At 65.3% G+C, this 16,795-nt stretch carries 16 protein-coding genes and 1 tRNA gene; 3 read left to right on the plus strand and 14 right to left on the minus strand.

From position 1 onward, the window contains the following. Window positions 1-172: 172 nt before the first annotated feature. The gene (locus ACR65K_RS19360) at window positions 173-1,669 is read right to left on the minus strand and encodes an HNH endonuclease signature motif containing protein (RefSeq protein WP_440154582.1); all 1,497 of its coding nucleotides are present in this window, start codon (window positions 1,667-1,669) and stop codon (window positions 173-175) included. Window positions 1,670-1,811: 142 nt separating this feature from the next. Here ACR65K_RS19360 and ACR65K_RS19365 point away from each other — a divergent pair. Further along, window positions 1,812-1,898, plus strand: a tRNA-Ser gene (locus tag ACR65K_RS19365). A 189-nt stretch (window positions 1,899-2,087) separates the two neighbouring features. Here ACR65K_RS19365 and ACR65K_RS19370 read toward each other — a convergent pair. Continuing rightward, a complete protein-coding gene (locus ACR65K_RS19370; protein WP_440154583.1) occupies window positions 2,088-2,477 on the minus strand; it encodes a hypothetical protein in 390 nt (129 codons plus the stop codon). Window positions 2,478-2,564: 87 nt separating this feature from the next. After that, a complete protein-coding gene (locus tag ACR65K_RS19375; RefSeq protein ID WP_056333070.1) occupies window positions 2,565-2,957 on the minus strand; it encodes a hypothetical protein in 393 nt (130 codons plus the stop codon). Between the two features lie 374 nt (window positions 2,958-3,331). Between ACR65K_RS19375 and ACR65K_RS19380 the strand changes: the two genes are divergently transcribed. After that, on the plus strand, window positions 3,332-3,541 hold the full coding sequence (locus tag ACR65K_RS19380; protein ID WP_056333066.1) for a hypothetical protein: 210 nt from the start codon (window positions 3,332-3,334) through the stop codon (window positions 3,539-3,541). An 89-nt stretch (window positions 3,542-3,630) separates the two neighbouring features. Here the strand turns inward: ACR65K_RS19380 and ACR65K_RS19385 are convergent, their stop codons facing one another. Next, window positions 3,631-4,167, minus strand: coding sequence for a GNAT family N-acetyltransferase (locus tag ACR65K_RS19385; RefSeq protein WP_440154584.1), 537 nt, complete (start codon window positions 4,165-4,167; stop codon window positions 3,631-3,633). Between the two features lie 38 nt (window positions 4,168-4,205). Then, window positions 4,206-4,361, minus strand: coding sequence for a hypothetical protein (locus tag ACR65K_RS19390; protein ID WP_440154585.1), 156 nt, complete (start codon window positions 4,359-4,361; stop codon window positions 4,206-4,208). Window positions 4,362-4,731: 370 nt separating this feature from the next. Here ACR65K_RS19390 and ACR65K_RS19395 point away from each other — a divergent pair, with 370 nt between their 5' ends. Further along, on the plus strand, window positions 4,732-5,361 hold the full coding sequence (locus tag ACR65K_RS19395; protein ID WP_440154586.1) for a Rho termination factor N-terminal domain-containing protein: 630 nt from the start codon (window positions 4,732-4,734) through the stop codon (window positions 5,359-5,361). A 66-nt stretch (window positions 5,362-5,427) separates the two neighbouring features. Here the strand turns inward: ACR65K_RS19395 and ACR65K_RS19400 are convergent, their stop codons facing one another. The 9 genes from ACR65K_RS19400 to ACR65K_RS19440 form a co-directional block, all read right to left on the minus strand. Beyond that, on the minus strand, window positions 5,428-7,707 hold the full coding sequence (locus ACR65K_RS19400) for a gluconokinase, GntK/IdnK-type (protein WP_440154587.1): 2,280 nt from the start codon (window positions 7,705-7,707) through the stop codon (window positions 5,428-5,430). A gap of 9 nt (window positions 7,708-7,716) precedes the next feature. Next, window positions 7,717-8,946, minus strand: coding sequence for a D-mannonate dehydratase ManD (gene manD, locus ACR65K_RS19405; RefSeq protein ID WP_440154588.1), 1,230 nt, complete (start codon window positions 8,944-8,946; stop codon window positions 7,717-7,719). A 65-nt stretch (window positions 8,947-9,011) separates the two neighbouring features. Continuing rightward, window positions 9,012-10,481 carry a mannitol dehydrogenase family protein gene (locus tag ACR65K_RS19410; RefSeq protein ID WP_440154607.1) on the minus strand — a complete coding sequence of 490 codons (1,470 nt, stop codon included), beginning with the start codon at window positions 10,479-10,481 and terminating at the stop codon, window positions 9,012-9,014. A 53-nt stretch (window positions 10,482-10,534) separates the two neighbouring features. Beyond that, complete coding sequence (gene uxaC / locus ACR65K_RS19415; RefSeq protein ID WP_440154589.1) at window positions 10,535-11,938, minus strand: glucuronate isomerase; 1,404 nt, start codon at window positions 11,936-11,938, stop codon at window positions 10,535-10,537. 3 nt (window positions 11,939-11,941) lie between these two features. Beyond that, window positions 11,942-12,847 (minus strand): sugar phosphate isomerase/epimerase family protein, encoded by a 906-nt coding sequence (locus tag ACR65K_RS19420; protein WP_440154590.1) that lies wholly within the window; start codon window positions 12,845-12,847, stop codon window positions 11,942-11,944. 4 nt (window positions 12,848-12,851) lie between these two features. Continuing rightward, window positions 12,852-14,015 carry a Gfo/Idh/MocA family protein gene (locus tag ACR65K_RS19425; RefSeq protein ID WP_440154591.1) on the minus strand — a complete coding sequence of 388 codons (1,164 nt, stop codon included), beginning with the start codon at window positions 14,013-14,015 and terminating at the stop codon, window positions 12,852-12,854. Beyond that, window positions 14,012-14,860 carry a sugar phosphate isomerase/epimerase family protein gene (locus ACR65K_RS19430; protein WP_440154592.1) on the minus strand — a complete coding sequence of 283 codons (849 nt, stop codon included), beginning with the start codon at window positions 14,858-14,860 and terminating at the stop codon, window positions 14,012-14,014. Before ACR65K_RS19430 ends, ACR65K_RS19425 begins: the two co-directional genes overlap by 4 nt. Window positions 14,861-14,862: 2 nt before the next feature. Then, the gene (locus ACR65K_RS19435) at window positions 14,863-15,786 is read right to left on the minus strand and encodes a carbohydrate ABC transporter permease (protein WP_440154593.1); all 924 of its coding nucleotides are present in this window, start codon (window positions 15,784-15,786) and stop codon (window positions 14,863-14,865) included. Then, window positions 15,783-16,793, minus strand: a complete 1,011-nt coding sequence (locus ACR65K_RS19440) for a carbohydrate ABC transporter permease (protein ID WP_440154594.1) — start codon at window positions 16,791-16,793, stop codon at window positions 15,783-15,785. The genes ACR65K_RS19435 and ACR65K_RS19440 overlap by 4 nt, the downstream gene beginning before the upstream one ends. Between the last annotated feature and the right edge of the window lie 2 nt (window positions 16,794-16,795).

Raw genomic sequence — 16,795 nt, forward strand, 5'->3', positions numbered from 1 at the left:
AACCGGACGTGCATGGACAGGGAAAGTCCGACGGCGGGTGGCGGGGTGTCGTGGCCTGCACTGGACGCCGGTGCCAGCCGCCCGGGCAGGCGGCGGGGCTAGCGGCGGGGCTGGCGGGTTCGTCCATGAGTCACGCTGAGGCCACGCAGTCTGCAGTTCACCCACTTCGGCTTTACGAGGCGAGATGCTGGAGGAGTGCTTCCTCGAGGAGACTTCGTTGGCAGGGCAGGAAGCCGGGAGGCCAGTGTGGTGGTTCCCACTCCTGGTGTTCGCTCTTGTAGTGCCGGCCGGCGGGTGAGGTCCAGCCGGGTGGTTCATCCTTGCTGGCCGGTGTGGGTTTCCAACCGGTGCTGTGCCGGAGCCGGTGGTGCTTCGGGCAGGGCTGCCCCAGGTTGCTGATCCCCGTGGTGCCGCCCTGGTGCCAGGCGAGGATGTGATCGGCTTCGTTGTCCAGGGAGTTGTTGCTGCACCCCGGGAACGGGCATTTCCCGTCCCGCATCCTTAGCCAGTTCCGCATCGCTTTCGTGATTCGGTAGCTGGTCCTGCCGATCTCCAACGGTGCCCCGTCCCGCGGGTCCACCAGGACCCGGTGGAACGAGTCCGCCCCGCCCGCAACAAGCCGCCGTGCCATGGATGCCGGGATGGGCCCGTACCCGTCCAGGACCGCCGGCTCATCCGTCACCCCCTGCAGGGAGAGCACCGGGACCGTCACCAGAACCTGGGCCCGGATTGGCGTTGACAGCTGCTCCCGCCCAGTACCGTCACTCCCACCCTCGCCGCCACTGGTCCCGACAACGCCGCCCGTTAGGCTGGCACCGCTCCCGCTCATGTTGCCGCTGCTGTCACCGCCCGTGCCCAGCCCACCACCCAGGATCGCTTCGGCAAAGGTGTCCGCCCGCAGCTGGGGCATGCTCCGGGACTCGTCCGGGCCCTGCATGCCCCGGGCAACAGCGGTAAGCCGGTTCCAGCCAGCCACAGCCTGGTCCGCCGGCAGACACGCGCTGAGCCAAGCCATCCCGTCCCGGTCCGGCCGGAACTCCACCCGCCGGTCCAGCACGGACTTGGCGTGACGCTTCTCGATCGACTCGGCATGGTGGCGTTCCCGCCAGACCCGGGCCTTGGCCCTGAACCGGTGCGCCGGCATCTCCCCCACCGGACACCCCCGGACCGGGTCAGGTGCGTCGGGGTCCAGGAAATGCGCCTCCAACGCCGCCACCCCCGCAGCATCAAGACCCGCGGTTTCATCGGCCATCACCACCGCATGCTGCCACGAGATCACCCCGGTCCGCAGTGCCGCCAGAGTCCGCGGCAACGTCGTCATCACGGCGTGCGACGTGGCCAGGAACGACCCTGCAGCCCGCGGCCCCAACGCCAGTACACACCCGATCTCCGCAGCAACCGCCATCTCCTGCGCCACCACCGGCACCCCCGGCCCCGCAACAGCACAGGCACTCTCCGCGTACTTCACAGCAGCCTTCGCCTTCAACCCCGCAAACCCGGCCTCCACCTCCCGGGCACCGGCAAGAATATCCAGGCACCCATCCGCCAACCCCGCCAAAGGATCAGCGTCCGAAAACGGTTCCAAACCCGCCCCATCAACTTCCGCGTTGAGCACGGCAAGGGCAGCCTTAATGTCCTCAAAAGCCCTCGCCACCGCCGCGTTCCCCATAAACCCATCATGACAAGGGGGTCTGACAATAGGGATGCCCCGATCGCACATCAAGGCAGCCCTGGGATGTGGTGACCCGCAATGGCATCGGCGGGTGTCCGTTTTGGGGATGCAGGCCATGCTCCGGTACCCTATTGAGGTTGGTGACGTGTCCGAGCGGCCGAAGGTGCAACACTCGAAATGTTGTTTGGTGTAAAAGCCAACGTGGGTTCAAATCCCACCGTCACCGCCGATGAGAAAGGCTCTGGCTCCCTTAGATCCAAGGGAACCAGAGCCTTTTTCTTTGCCCTCAACCTTCCTGGACGGGGCCGTACACAAGAAAGGCTCCGGCCCTTGTAATCAGGATGCTGACGCCCCCTCGGATCGATGACCGCCCCTCGAAGTGGAGCGCAAAAAGGTGTGGCGCGGCTTTTCCTTCCTATCCCCGCTGCCATCGGCCGCGCGCCCAGATGACCTCGGCCACGCCTCCGAGTGCCAGCGGGAAAGCCACGACCGCGGCCAGGAAGCGCAGGAGGGTGTACGGGCTGACGAGGTCCGCCCAGCCCACGAGAAACCCCGGCAGTGCGACGCAGATGGTCACCCACAACGGGTTGCCTCGGCGGTGTGACCAGACGGAGGCCGCAATGGACAGCAGCCAACCAAAGAAGATGTAGCGGCTGCCGATCCAGGATGCCTCCTGTTCGGCCGGCGTCGGCATCCAGAGCCAGATTCCGGCGTGCACAATTCCGTAACCGATGAGGCCTATTGAGGCGAGCACGATCAGGATCCAGGCGCTTGCCCCCGCCCACCGGCGGGTCGCTTCCGACACTGCCCTCACCTGTCCCTTCCCCGCTGATGCATTTCTACTGCTGAACTACTGCCCGCCTATGCTGCTCAAGTGTTCCGACTCCGCGCCTTAGGGCTTCCAGGGACTGATCCGGACATTGGCAAAGGCTCCCGTCCCCCAGGTGGATCCATCCGGGCTGAGGTTGATGACGTCGACAGTGACCCTGCCAGCGCGCAGGTCGAGAGCCCTGCTGGAAGGCTCGGTACATGCGAATGCTTCGGAAAAGTTCACCTGATCGCTTGTGCTCCCGGGTGTTCTCTGGGTGAGGACCAGTCTGGCGCTGGAAGTGCCGATGCACGCTGTTGTTACGGCATAGGTGCCGGAGGAGGGCAGGGATGCGCCCGTGACAAAGGAATTCATCCTGCCACCGATTGATTCCGTTATATCCAGGTAAGTGTCCGAGGTCGGAACACCGAGTACCTCGTCCAGCTTCGCCCGGTTGCCCTCCTCGACAGCTGCCACCTCAGGGGGTTTCGTGGGCGGCCCCGCCGTAGAGTTCGATATAGGCGCTGAAGGAGTAGAACGTGCAGCCGGCATGGACTCATCCTGGTATTCGCAGCCGGCCAGAGTGGCGCCGAGCAGAGCCATGGCGGCTGAAACAAGCCAGAGACAACAGTGCCGTACTCCCCCAAGTTGTGACATAGCCCGAGCCTACGCCAGCCTATGCTTCTCCTCATCCTTGATCCCGCTGCGTCCTCGTGTGGCTGGCCTGTTCAGGTGGGTAAGGTGGGTCCTTGTCGCTCCAGCCAGGCCCCTGGCCCGCAACCGTAGACACTTCCGCGGTCCGGCGTTACCTTCGAAGCGGACACCGGAGTTCCTGGACGAAGGGCGGTACCGTGACCAGTCCTGCTGCCGAGAACCAAGTCCGCGCCGCCGTGGACCGAGCCAACGACGAAATGATCTACATCGGTCCAGACCACCCCTACTATCCCTTGCTCGCCGATTTGGTGTCCGCGGTCGGGAAGGCATGGCAACAGGGGTTTGAGCAGGGCCGGCGCGGCGGGCACGAACCAAACCCTTACACGTGGGCGCGGCGGAACGAATAGGGTGGACCACTTGCCCCTTCAGTTGAGGATGCTGATGAACAACAGGACCGTCAGGAATTACTGGCTGACTCTAGCCGCAATGTACGGGCTCAGAGAATCCGCTGGTACATCCGGTGGTCCTGCCATTGGCCCGCTATCCGGAGGTAGGCGCGCGCCATGCCATAGGCCTCGAACCCGTTCTTTTCCAGCACCCGCTGGGATGCCGTGTTGTGCACCAGGGTTGCGGCCTCGAGCCGGTGGAGACCGAGATCAACTGCGGCGATGTTGATGGCGGCACCTACAGCCGCTGTCATAATCCCTGCACCCTGGGACGCGTGGGAGATCCAGTAGCCCAAGTGCGCGTTCTGGAAGGCGCCCCGCACGATCGAACTCAAGGTCAACAGCCCCACGATACTGTCATTTCGCGCCAGCACCATGGGAAGTGCCGTGCCCGAATCCAGCTCCTCACGTCGTCGTTCAACCGCTTCCTTCTGGCCTTGGACGGTGTAAAACTCCGCAGGCCGGACCGGTTCCCATGGGGCGAGATGTGAACGGTTCGCTTGAAAGGCCGCCGCCAGCGCCCCCGCATCCGTTGGCTGGACAGGACGGAGCACAACATCCTCAGAAATTTCGCAGGAGAAGTCCACTGCTTCACACTACGCGGTTGCCCGCGCACCGGACGGAGTCACTGCGGGGCCGACGACGGCTGCCGCCCGTGTGCTTCCCTTTCGGCGCGCTTCTTGATGCCCAGCAGCATCGCCCGGTCCATGACCAGGCACCAGCGCAGAAGAAGGAAGTCCATCACGCGGAGCCAGCTCTTTCGGGCTCCGTGGTTCCCCACGTTCCCAGTACGCGCGGCCTGAGGCTGTGAGTGAGAAACCCCGCAGCGGCGGCGGCAGCGAGGACTCCGGGAAGCCGTCGGCGGATGCGGCTGGATGCATTGTTCCTGGCCGTCTTTGGCCGCATGAGGGCTAGGAACTCAGATGTCGTGCTGCTCACGGCACACCTCTTTCAGCTACGGAATGCATGGAGCCTACAGATACCTAACCGGCCGCCCAGGGTCCAAGGCCCCCTCACAGCCGTCTTTCAAGGCCCCGGGACTGCGTCGGCGGGCACGCGTGCTTGACGCATTATCCGGCAGCGGCTAGAAAAGTAAGCAGCCTTATTATTTGTCGATTCTGCCAAAGAGTTCAGCACAAGGAGGACATGCCATGAGTGAGAAGCCGGGTAACCAGACGCCGAACACCCCTGACGTCAGTGAAACCGAACTGCGCAACATGAAGGTGGACGAACTCCGGAACGAAGCCAAGGAAGAGAACATTCCCGGCACGTCCGGAATGCGCAAGGAAGAGCTGGTGAAGGAGGTCGCCAAAGCCCGGCAGGAAGGCGGGGACGGCGGCAAAGGTAAAGCCAGCGGCAGCCAAGCAAAAGACACGGAAGATGCAGAAGACCTGGGTGCCGGCCCCGACGGCGGCAAAATCCGCTACGGCGACGACTCGTCCAAATCGCTGAAGTACTCCCAGGAAATCACCTCCCCGGATGCGGAGCCCGAACGCGAAGGCCGAAGCCTGGCAACCACCCACCATGAGGTCATCAGGCAGTGGGCCGAAGAACGCGGCGGCGTGCCCGCAACGGTTGAAGGCACGGAACATGGTGACCATCTTGGCGTCCTGCGCATCGATTTCCGGGACAAGGACACCAACCTGCGCGAAGTCAGCTGGGAAGAATGGTTCAAGACCTTTGACGAGCGCCGCCTCAATTTCATCTACCAGGAGCAGAGGACGGATGGCAACCAGTCCAACTTCTTCCGGCTGGAGAACCCGGACCGTGAGGACGCCTAAGGGCTCCCACTACTGACGCATGAAGGAGGCGCCACCGCTGCTGCGGTGGCGCCTCCTGCAGTACTGCTAGAGCCGCGTATCGAATGACCCACAAAACACGTTCTCGTTGAACGTGCCCTGGAATTCGGACCGTCCCTGGATCTTCTCCACTGCGGCACGGATGGCTTCCCGCGTCCCGGCATGGGCATGGATTGCCGTCCTGACCATGGGCACGTCGATCAGGTGGTTTGGCTGGTTGAGCGATACGAACACCGTGGGCACCTCCGTGACGTACCAGGGGATTTCCGCGGCCATCGGCGAGGACCACTTGATTCGGATGGCCGCCTCCTGCGCGAAGCCCTTGACATTGGCAAAGACAAACGCGGCGTCGTACTTCTCCGCATAGTCGCCCGTGGCTTCCTCGGAGATGACGGACATGAAGTTCACCCCGGTCTCCCCCGCCGCCTCGCGCTGCTCAGCGGTCCGGAACAGATGCACCTCGAAACCGGCAGCCTCCAATTCCTCCTTCACCACCTCCAGGTAGGCCAGCGGGTCAGCGCGGGTGAAGTCGGCCCCGCCGGAGATCCCGTACAACCGGATCCGGGGATGCGTGGCCGGGGTGATGGGCAGGTTCCCGGCTGTGTCCTTGACCAGCGTCACCGTCTTGTCCGCGATCTCCGCGGCGATGGACCGGTGCTCTGCGGAGCCAATCACGGCAAGCGCCTCCGCGGGCGGCACCAGCTGGTCCGCAGATTTCAGGTGCAGCCCCAGGGACGCCTTCAGCCCGAGAATCCGCCGCAGCGCATCGTGCAGCCGCTGCTCGGTGATGACCCCGGACTTGTACCCGTCCAGCATGTACTGGAAGTCCTCGGCCGGGTTCCGGAAGAACAGGAACATGTCGCAGCCGGCGGCGATCGTGGCCGGCACCAGGTCCCTGCGCTTCATCGCCTGGGTCAGGCCCACCATCTGCGAGGCGTCGGTGAGGACCAGGCCGTTGAAGCCAAGCTCGCCGCGCAGCAGGTCCTGGAGCAGCTCCGGGGACAACGTGGCCGGCAGAATCTCGGCATCCGCAAGGCCTGGCCGGAAATGCCGGGAGACCTCAGGCGCGCCAATGTGGCCCACCATGATGGATTGCACGCCGTGCGCAATCATCTCCCGGTACACGTGCCCGTACGTCCGGTTCCATTCCTCGTAGCCAAGGGTGTTGTAGGACGTGACCACGTGCTGGTCCCGCTCATCGATGCCGTCGCCGGGGAAGTGCTTCATGGCACAGGCCGTGGGCGATTCGCTGATGCCGTCGAAGTACTCCTTGGCCCGCTCCACCACAATCTCCGGCGTGTTCCCAAAGGAACGCGTGGAAATGACGGTGTTCCGCCAGTTGTAGTGGATGTCCACGATCGGCGCGAAGGCCCAGTTGCAGCCCAGGGCCGCCGTCTCAACCCCTGCCACCTGGCCCATCTGCCGGGCTATGTTCTTGTCCGGATGCGAACCGGCCTGGAGGTGCGTGGACACGAACGTGCCGTCGTCGCAGCTGCCGGCGCCACCCATCTCCGGGTTGGAAGCAATCAGCAGCGGAATCGTGGACCTGGACTGTGCGTAGCGGATATGTTCCTGCACGGCGGCGGCCGGCCCGGGCCGGTACCGCATGCCGCCCACGTGGTAGTTCTCCAGCACCCCGTCGAGGTACTCGGGCGAGTAGTCGTTGTTGTGGTTGATGAACAGCTGCCCGATCTTTTCCTCGAGCGTCATGGCACCAATGGTGCCCTCCACCCAGACGATGGCGTCGGCGTCGAGCTTGAACGGCGCCGCCGCAAGGTCGACGTCGAACTGCCGCGGCCGGGCGCCGTGGGCCCCCTTGGCAGAAGGTACGACGGCGGCGATTCCCTTGAGTGCCTGGGCCACGACGTCCGCGACGGGCGCGGCGATGTCCACCACCACGCCGGCCTCGTCTTCCTGGAGCGGTTCGAGCGTGGCGAGTTGGGAATCGAGCAGGGCGGGGGGCATAAAGTGCCCGGTGCGGCCTTCCGTCCGCGCCTTCAGGACTTCCTTGCTGCCATTCAGGTGCAGGAAGATCGTATCCGGGGACTGTTCCCGGATGGCGTCGCGGTAACTGCGGCGCAGTGCGGAACAGGCCAGGACCATTCCGCCGTCACCGGCCTTTGCCAGCTCGGTTCCCACCGTGGCGAGCCATGGCCAGCGGTCCTCGTCCGTGAGCGGTGTGCCGGCCGCCATCTTGGCCACGTTCTCCACGGGGTGGAGGGAATCGCCGTCTATGAACGGGACACCCAGTTCGCGGGCTACGAGGTCGCCGATGGTGGTCTTGCCGCAGCCGGAGACACCCATGACCACGATGCGTTGCTTCTTCATCGAATTTCCTTACCAGTCGTGGACGGTGCCGTCGACCAGGCGGTTGTAGGGCAGGTAGGCCTGCTGGTAGGGATACGCCGCGGCGGCTTCTTCATTGAATTCGACGCCGATGCCCGGCTTGTCGCCCGGGTGCAGATAGCCGTCGGTGAAGGTCATGGACTGCTCGAAGACCTCGTTGGTCTTCTCCGAGTGCTGCATGTACTCCTGGATCCCGTAATTATGGATCGCCAACCCCACATGCAGCTGCGCGGCGAAGCCCACCGGGGAGATGTCTGTGGGGCCGTGGAAGCCGGACTTGATCTGGTACTGCGCGGCGAAATCCATCACCTTCTTCAACGGACTGATCCCGCCAAAGTGCGTCGACGCCGCCCGGACATAATCGATCAGCTGCTCCTTGATCAGCGTCTGGAAGTCATACACGGTATTGAAGACCTCCCCGATCGCCAGCGGCGTGGTGGTGTGCTGCCGCACCAGGCGCAACCCCTCCTGGTTCTCAGCCGGCGTGCAGTCCTCCAGCCAAAACAGGTCATACGGCTCCAGCGCCTTGCCCAGCTTCGCGGCCTGGATCGGCGTCATCCGGTGATGCCCGTCATGCAACAAAGGGATCTCCGGCCCAAACTCATTCCGGACCGCCTCAAACACGGTAGGCAGGTGCCGCAGGTAGGCCCGGGTGTCCCAGTCCTCCTCCACCGGGAACGCACCCCGCCCCGCCGGCTCATAGTCATACCGCTCCCCCGAGGCCTGCGCCTGCGCCGCCACACCATAGACGGCCTTGATCCCCGGCACCGCGGTCTGGATCCGGATCGACTTATAGCCCAGCTCCAGATGCTCCCGGACCGAATCAAACAACGACGGGATGTCCGCACCCGACGCGTGCCCGTAGGCCCGCAGGCCGTTCCGCGACGCACCGCCCAGGAGTTGGTACACCGGCATCCCCGCCAGCTTGCCCTTGATATCCCACAACGCCATGTCCACGGCAGCGATCGCCGCCATCGTCACCGGACCCCGCCGCCAATACGCACTCCGGTACAGGAACTGCCACGTATCCTCAATCCGGTGCGGATCCTTGCCAATCAGCAGCTGCGCCACATGCTCCTTCAAATACGCGGCGACGGCGAGCTCACGGCCGTTCAACGTGGCATCACCGATACCGGTCACGCCATCCTCCGTAGTGATCCGCAACGTCACAAAGTTCCGGGACGGACTGGTCACAAACACATCGGCGGCAACGATCTTCATGGGAATTAACTGTTCCTTCCGGAAATAAAAGCAGGGTTCAAGTAAGCGGGATTCAAAAAGCAGGGTCAGGTACGTGTGGGGGTGGCGGGGGACGCAGTTGTTGCGGAGAACGATCCGCACAGCCGGTGGACCAGGGACACGATGTCCGCGTCCTCGGCGATGCCGGCATTGACCAGGCGGAGCAGGGCTTCAACCCTGCCGGCCCCGTCAAGGGCAGCGGCCGCCCGGATCTCCCGTGCCAGCGGATCCTGGAAGTCCCCAGCCGCGGCCACGTAGTCGATCCACGCCGCGAGCATCAGGGCGGCACCGGAACCGCTGCGGCCTTCGGCGCGTTCCGCTGCCAGGACAGGTACAGCGCGCATCCGCAGTTTTGTGGTGGCATCGGCAGCGATCTGGGCCAGGCGGTGGGCGATCCGGGCGTTTCCGAAGCGCTCAAGCAGTGCCCGCCGGTACCCCGGGATGTCCAGGCCCTCAGAGCGCAGATGGTTGGCGGCCTCGTCCCAAAAATCCTCCACCGCCCTCCGGCAGAGCGGGTCGGCCAGGGCCTCGGCAACGGTGGCGTGCCCGCGCAGCTGGCCGACGTACGCCAGGATGGAGTGCGACCCGTTGAGCAGCCACAGCTTGCGGTTCTCGTAGGGCTCGATGTCATCAACCACCACGGCGCCCGCATCCTCCCAGCGGGGCCTTCCGGCCGGGAAGTCGCCGCTGAGCACCCAGTTCCGGAACGGCTCGGCAACCACCGGCGAGCTGTCGCGGTAGCCGCATTGCTCCGCCACTTCCGCGATGTCCGCGTCGGTGGTCCGCGGGGTAATCCGGTCCACAGAAGTACTCACGAAGCTGACATTCGCCCCGATCCACTCCACCAGGTCCTGCCCCCATGCTGCGGCCATGCCCAGGACGCCACGGCGGGCAACGTCACCGTTGGCCGACAGGTTGTCACAGCTGACGACGGCGATCGGTCCCGCGCCGCTGTCTTTCCGGCCCGCCAGGGCCAGCACCAGGCGCCCCAACGGCGTGCCGGGCACCCTTGCCCCGCCGGAAGCAACAGTCCCGCGGGGCGCGGAAGTCTCCCCGGAAGCGGAAGTCTCCCTTGTAATGGAAGTCTCCGGGGCCGCCGCTGCCGACAGCGCGCGGAGGTCATCCGCCACACTCGGGGCGTCGGCGTCGAACGTTCCATCCGCCGCCAACCCGTAGGCGGCCTCGGTGATGGTCAGCGTGACCACGGCCGTTTCCGGGGCGGTGACAAGCTCGCAAAGCCGGGTGATGTTGGCCCCGTCCACGGCTTCGACGATGCTTCCGATGACTTCGAAGCTGTCCCCGCCTGCCGATCGTTCCACCAGGGTGTAGAGGCAGTCCTGGGCGGAGAGCGTCTCCGCGGCGTCCGGGCGGCGGCCGGTGAACGCCGCGATCCCCCACTCAGCCGCGTCCGGGGCGTGCTGGGTGTACCAGGCCTGGTGGGAACGGTGGAAGGCGCCCAGGCCGAGGTGGACAATGCGTACCGGGGCCTTGGGCAGTGGCTTCAGGCTCCGGTCCAGTGCAGGAACAGGGGTCTGGGCAGGAGCCGGGTCCGGGACGGGCGGGGCCGCATTCACAGTTTGAACACCCGCCGGGGCGAGGCGTCGATAATGTCCACGATCAGTTCATGCGCGCGTTCTTCGGTGACCCGGTGCTCAGCCACCAGCCGGGCCAGGAACGAGGCCTCAATCCGCCGGGCAGTGTCATGGCGGGCCGGGATGGAGCAGAAAGCCCGCGTGTCATCAATGAAGCCCGAGGACCGGGAGAACCCTGCCGTCTCCGTCACCGCGGACCGGAAGCGGAGCATGGCATCCGGTGCGTCCAGGAACCACCACGGCGCCCCGAGATACACCGACGGGTAGAAGCCGGCCAGCGGGGCAAGTTCACGGGAAAACACGGTCTCGTCGAGCGTGAAGAGGACCAGGTGGAAGTCCTTGGCGGTCCCGAAATCCTGAAGCAGCGGCCGGACGGCCTCCGTGTAATTGACCGCCACCGGGATATCGTGGCCGGTATCGGCCCCAAACGCATCAAACGTGGGTGCGTGGTGGTTGCGGAAGGACCCGGGATGGATGGTCATCACCAGGCCGTCCTCCACCGACATCCGCGCCATCTGGTAGATCATGTGCGCTTCAAAGGCGTCCCTGTCAGCAGCACTTGCCTGGCCCGCCCGTCCCCGCTCAAAAAGCCGCTCCGCCTCGGCGTCGTCCAGTTTGAGCGTGGCAGGCGTGAAAACGCCGTGATCGGCCGAGACCGCGCCGCGCTCCACGAAGTGCCGGCGCCGGGCCTCAAGTGCCCTGATGTACCCGGCGTAGCCCGACGCCCCCTCACCGGCGGAGCCGATGAGGCGCTCCACGTTGTCCTGCCAGGCCGGATGCGCCATGTTCAGGTACTGGTCCGGCCGGAAGGTGGGCAGCACCCGCGCGGCGAACGCGGGGTCGGCGTGCAGCGCCGCGTGGCTGTCCAGCGAGTCCAGCGGATCATCGGTGGTGGCCAGCACCTCGATGTTGAATTCCTTGAACAGCTCGCGCGGCCGGAAGCCCGGCTCCGAAAGCTTGGCCTGCAGGGCGTCGTACAGCCGGTCAGCATTCTCCGCGGACGGCTCCTCCGCCAGGCCGAACACGTGGGCGAACTCCTGCCGGATCCAGTACCCGGACGCCGTTCCTTCAAAGGCAGGCCACGCCTCACAGAAGTGCCGCCACACCTGCCGCGAACCGGCCGCATGGCTGCCCAATCCCAGCTGGTCCATGGGCACCCCGCCAGCGTGGATCAGCCGGGTGACGTAGTGGTCCGGGGTGACCAGCAGGGCGGCGGGATCGGGAAAGGGGGTGTTCCGCTCGATGACCGCCGCATCGACGTGCCCGTGCGGGGAGATGATCGGCAGCCCCTCCACCTTCTTGAAGAGGGACCGAGCGATCTCCCGGACCCCGGGATCCGCCGGCAGGAGCCGGTCAGGGTGGTCCGCAATGGGCGTTCCCATGGGTCAACGCCTCCCTGCAGGGACCGGGAGTCCGGCCAGTACGGCGGTGGAGCGGAGGTAATCGAGGTTGTCCGCGGTCCGTTCAGCCAGCGGGAGTTCGGTGGAGAAGTCCTCCACCGTCACCCATCCGTCATAGCCAAAGGCCGCGAGCGCCTTGAAGTACTGGAGGACACTGCCCTGGCCTGACCGCAGCGGCGCCCACTCGTTGCGGTAAACGGCCGCGCCGGACTCGTCGGTTTCCCCGCTGTTGACCCATAGCGCGTTTTTGACATGCACATGGGCCAGGTAGTCGCCCAGGAGTTCGAAGGCGGGGAGGTAGTCCTCCTGCCCTTCGATGAGCAGGTTGCCCAGGTCATGGATGACGCCCACGTGCTGCGGATCCAGGCCGTCCAGCAGCCGCAGGGCGGAGGACGCGGAAGCGGTGATGGTGCGGTGGTGCAGTTCCACCAGCGCCTTGACTCCGTGGTAAGCAGCCCGTTCGGCGATCCACTCAAAGTCGCGGCGGGCTGCCGCGAAGAGCTCCGGGTAGGGCGTGCCGCTGGCCGGTTCGTTGCCCCACGCCGCGGTTCCCAAAGGAAGGGTGGTTACCCTGACTTTCTCCGCACCCAGCCTGGCCGTTGCGGCCAGCATGTGGTCAACGTCCTTATGGTTGTCGCACCGGGCATATCCGCCGATGCCGGAGAATTCCAGGCCGGCGCCGGAGGTAAGGGCGGCGATGCGGTCCAGGTGGTCTTCCATGCCGGTGAGCGGGACGGTTGCCTTGTTGCCGGCCCAGAATCCGGGCTCGGGGGCATCAGCCTGGTCCGTGATCCGCCACTCCACGCCGTCCCAGCCCTGCTCAGCCAGGTGCTGCACCGCTTCTTCGGGAGTCCATTCGGGGGTTGATGCGGTAAATACTGAAAACTTCATAGCCTCAGGCGCTTTCTGCCGATGTGCCGCCGGTGCGGACTTCAAGGTCGTTGTACTTGCCTGCCAGGACGTCGTCGAAGAGGACCGGCTGACCAAGGGTGGCCGAAACGTAAACGGAGCGTACGGCGGCGAGCGCGTTGACGGCGTCGCTGACGGTAACGCCGGCCTGCCGTCCACCGGCGAGGGCCGCCAGGATGTCCCGGTACTGCCGGACGTGGCCGGCGGGGTACACGGTGGGATCCGCGGCCTTGTAGTCCTCCTCCGGGAACTTGGCCAGTTCCTCTTCCGCCTGGTTGCCGCCGCCTTGGAGGCCCATGTCCGCGGACTCACCGCCGGCATCCTTGCTGTGGAAGTACTGCAGCCGGTCGTTGTCCACCACGGCCGAGCCTTCGGATCCCATCAGTTGGACGCGTACCGTCAGCCCCGGGTAGGCCGCGGTGGTGGCGTGCAGGACTGCCAGGCCGCCGTTTTCGAAGGTGATGGTGGCAACCGCGGTGTCCTCCACCTCGATGCGTTCATGGGCAAGCCGGGCTGTGTGTGCGTGGATCTCAACGGGCCGTCCCATGAACCACAGCAGCAGGTCCACGGTGTGGACGCCCTGGTTCATCAGGGCACCGCCGCCGTCCATGGACCAGGTGCCCCGCCAGTCACCGGAGTCGTAGTACCCCTGGCTGCGCCACCAGGCCACGGAAGCGATGGCGGAGGTGAGCCGGCCGAAGCGTCCCTTGGCCACGGCATCGGCAACGGCCACGCTTGACTGGTCAAACCGGTGCTGGCTGATGACGGAAGCCACAATCCCCTTGCCCGCCGCTTCCTTGGCCGCGGCTTCGATTTCCTGGGCGCGGGTGAGGTCAACGTCAAGCGGCTTTTCGATCACCACGTGCTTCCCGGCAGCCAGGACTTCCAGGCCCTGCTGGATGTGGAGGCCGCTGGGGGTTGCCAGCGCCACGAGGTCGATGTCGACAGCGCCGAAGGCTTCCTGCAGGGTGGTGAACTGCGGCGGCCGTGGCCCCCCTTTCTTCTCGATGAAGTCCGCCAGGGCCTCGGCCGCGTCAGGGATGGCATCCACCAGCGCGACAATCCGGACCTCCGGAAATGCCTGGAGGGCGACGGCGTGGGTGCGGCCGATGACGCCGCACCCGGCGATGGCTACATTCAAGGTGCTCATGCGGTCTGGACTCCTGCTTCTGCGGTGACTTTTGCGAAGGCGCGTGCTGCAATGCCGAATGCGGTGGGGCCGGAGAATCCGCCCAGCCCGTGGGCACCGGCGAGGTGCGGTTCCAGGGAGGCGAAGCCCTGGTAGCCGTCGTTCTTGAGGGCCTCCACAGTCTTGAGCACGTCGCCGTCGCCTTCACCGGCGGGCATCACGTGGCCGTTTTCGAACAAGGCATCCTTGACCTGGAGGTACTCCAGGTGCGGGCGGAGTTTCGCGTAGCCTTCGTCGAAGGGCTTCACCCCCACCTGGACGAAGTTCGCGGCGTCCCAGGCCACCTTCAAGGCGGGCGAGTTGACGGTCTCGATGATGTCCAGGACACGGTCGGGGGTGTCCCCGAAGATGTCCTTTTCGTTCTCGTGCAGCAGGATCACGCCGCCTTCCTCGGCGACATCGGCAAGCGCCCGCATCCGTTCCATGACGGCGTCGCGGATGCTGTCCACCTGCACGGATTCGCCGTAGTAGAAGGAGAAGATGCGGATGTACCTGGCGTCCAGGACCTTGGCTGCGTTCACCGCCCGGCGCAGCCGTTCCACTTCATGCTCCACCGGGAGGCTGACATCCACCTTCCCGATGGGCGAAGCGATGGCCGAGACCTTCATGCCTTTGTCCGCCAGCAGGGAGGCGAGGGCCTGGAGCTGTTCGTCGCTCAGGTCCACAATGTTGGTGCCCCAGGCGCTGCGGACTTCGATATGGTTGGCGCCGAGGGCCTGCAGCACCGCGACCTGGACGGCAGGGTCGTCGTCGATCTCATCTCCGAAGCCCGACAGCTGCCACGTGACCTGGGTGGTCGAAACCATGGTTATTTAACTCCTCCGGCGGTCAGCCCGCCTACTAGGTAACGCTGGAAAATCAGGTAAAGAATGACCACGGGAGCGGCGCACACGAGCGCCGCCGCCATCATCTGGCCGTAGTAGGGAATGGCGCCGCCTTCCTGGGAAGCGCCGAAGATTTGGAGCGCGACGGCGGCGGTCTGGCTTTCCGGCCGGGTCATCACCGAGGCGAACAGCACGTCGTTCCAGCCAAGCAGGAAGGCGAAGATGCCGGAGACAACGATGCCGGGCCAGCTCAGCGGCAGGATGATGCGGAACAGCACGCCAAGGTGGGACGCGCCGTCGATCCTTGCTGCCTCTTCAAGCTCCTTGGGGAGCCCGCGGAGGTAGGTGACCATGACCCAGGTGGAGAACGGCATGGCGAACGTCAGGTAGGTGACGAACAGGCCCCACTGGGTCCCGATGACCTGGATTCCGAGGTAGGTCGAGGCGGAGGAAAACAGGACGAAGACGGGCAGCACCATGAGGGTCCCGGGCACGGACTGCAGTGCCAGCAGTCCGCGGAGGATGGTCAGCCTGCCGCGGAAGCTGTAGCGGACCAGGACGAACGCCGTGGAGATGGACATCGCCGCCGAGACCACCGCGGTTGCCCCGGCCACCAGGACGCTGTTGGTGAGGCCGGTGGCCAGGCCCACGCTGGTCCAGATCTTCGAGTAGTTCTCGAACGTGACCGTGGACGGCCAGAACTCCCCGTTGGCCACCCCGATGTCCGAGTTGACGGAGGCGAGGAAGATGTACAGCACAGGAGTCAGGACCAGGACGCCCAGGAAGACCAGGACGAAGATCAGCAAGGGGGTGGGCAGAAGCCGCAGCACCTCATGCTGGCGGTGGGAGCCCGGACGGTCGATATCTAAGGTGGCCGCACGCTGCCGGTTGGCTGTCGTGGTGCTCATTTCTTGGCTCCAGGTGTTTCGGCGTCGTCAAGCTTGACGGCACGGAGGTAGACGAACAGCGGGATGGCGATCAGCACCAGGGAGATGAAGGCCATGGCGGCGCTGAGGCCAAAGCGGAAGCTCTGGAAGCTCGTGACGTAGGTCAGGATGGGCAGGACCTCGACGTCGGCCGGCGCCGGAACGCCGAACAGCACGTACGGGAGGGTGAAGTTGTTGATGTGGTGCAGCATCCCGATCAGGAAGGCCAGCGCCAGCGGGCCCTTCAGGTAGGGGAAAATGACGTACCGAAGCTTGTTCCACCAGAGTGCGCCGTCCAGGGCGGAGGCTTCGTGCACCTCGTGGTCCACGGACTGCAGGCCGGACAGTGCCAGCAGGTAGATGAACGGCCAGGACGCCCAGATCTGGACCAGTACCAGCGTCCAGAAGGTCTGCGGCCCGTTCAGCCAGAGGCCAACGTGGATTCCCACGGTTGCCAGGGCTTCATCCATGATGCCGCCCGGCTGGAGGATGGTCCGCCAGACAGTTGCCACCACGAAGGACGGGAGGACGTAGGGGATGAGGAAGACCGACCGGATGACCGCGCGGCCCTTGAAAGCGTTCTGGGTGGCGACGGCGGCCGCGATGCCCAGCGGAAGCGTCACCACCATGGCCAGGAGCGAGTAGCTGACACTGAGCCACACAGCGTGCAGCAACGGTGAAGCGGTCACAGCTTCAACGAAGTTCTCGACTCCGATGAATGGTGCGCTGATCCATTTCCGCAGGGTGTACTGGTCCAGGTTCAGGGCGGACATGTAGATGCCCAGCAGGAGCGGAACCACGATGATGATGATCATCAGGGCCCCGCCGGGGATGAGCATCCACAGCGGCCGGTTGCGTTCGCTCAGGCCTTTACGGCGGGGACCACCGTGGTGCTCGGGGCTGTGGCCGGCTGCATCGGCAGTCCTGGCCGCCCGGCCTGCGGCGGAATCCACCGCAGGCCGGACTTCATGGGAGGCGTCAGTTGACATTG

It is taken from the genome of Arthrobacter sp. SAFR-179 (assembly GCF_059414945.1).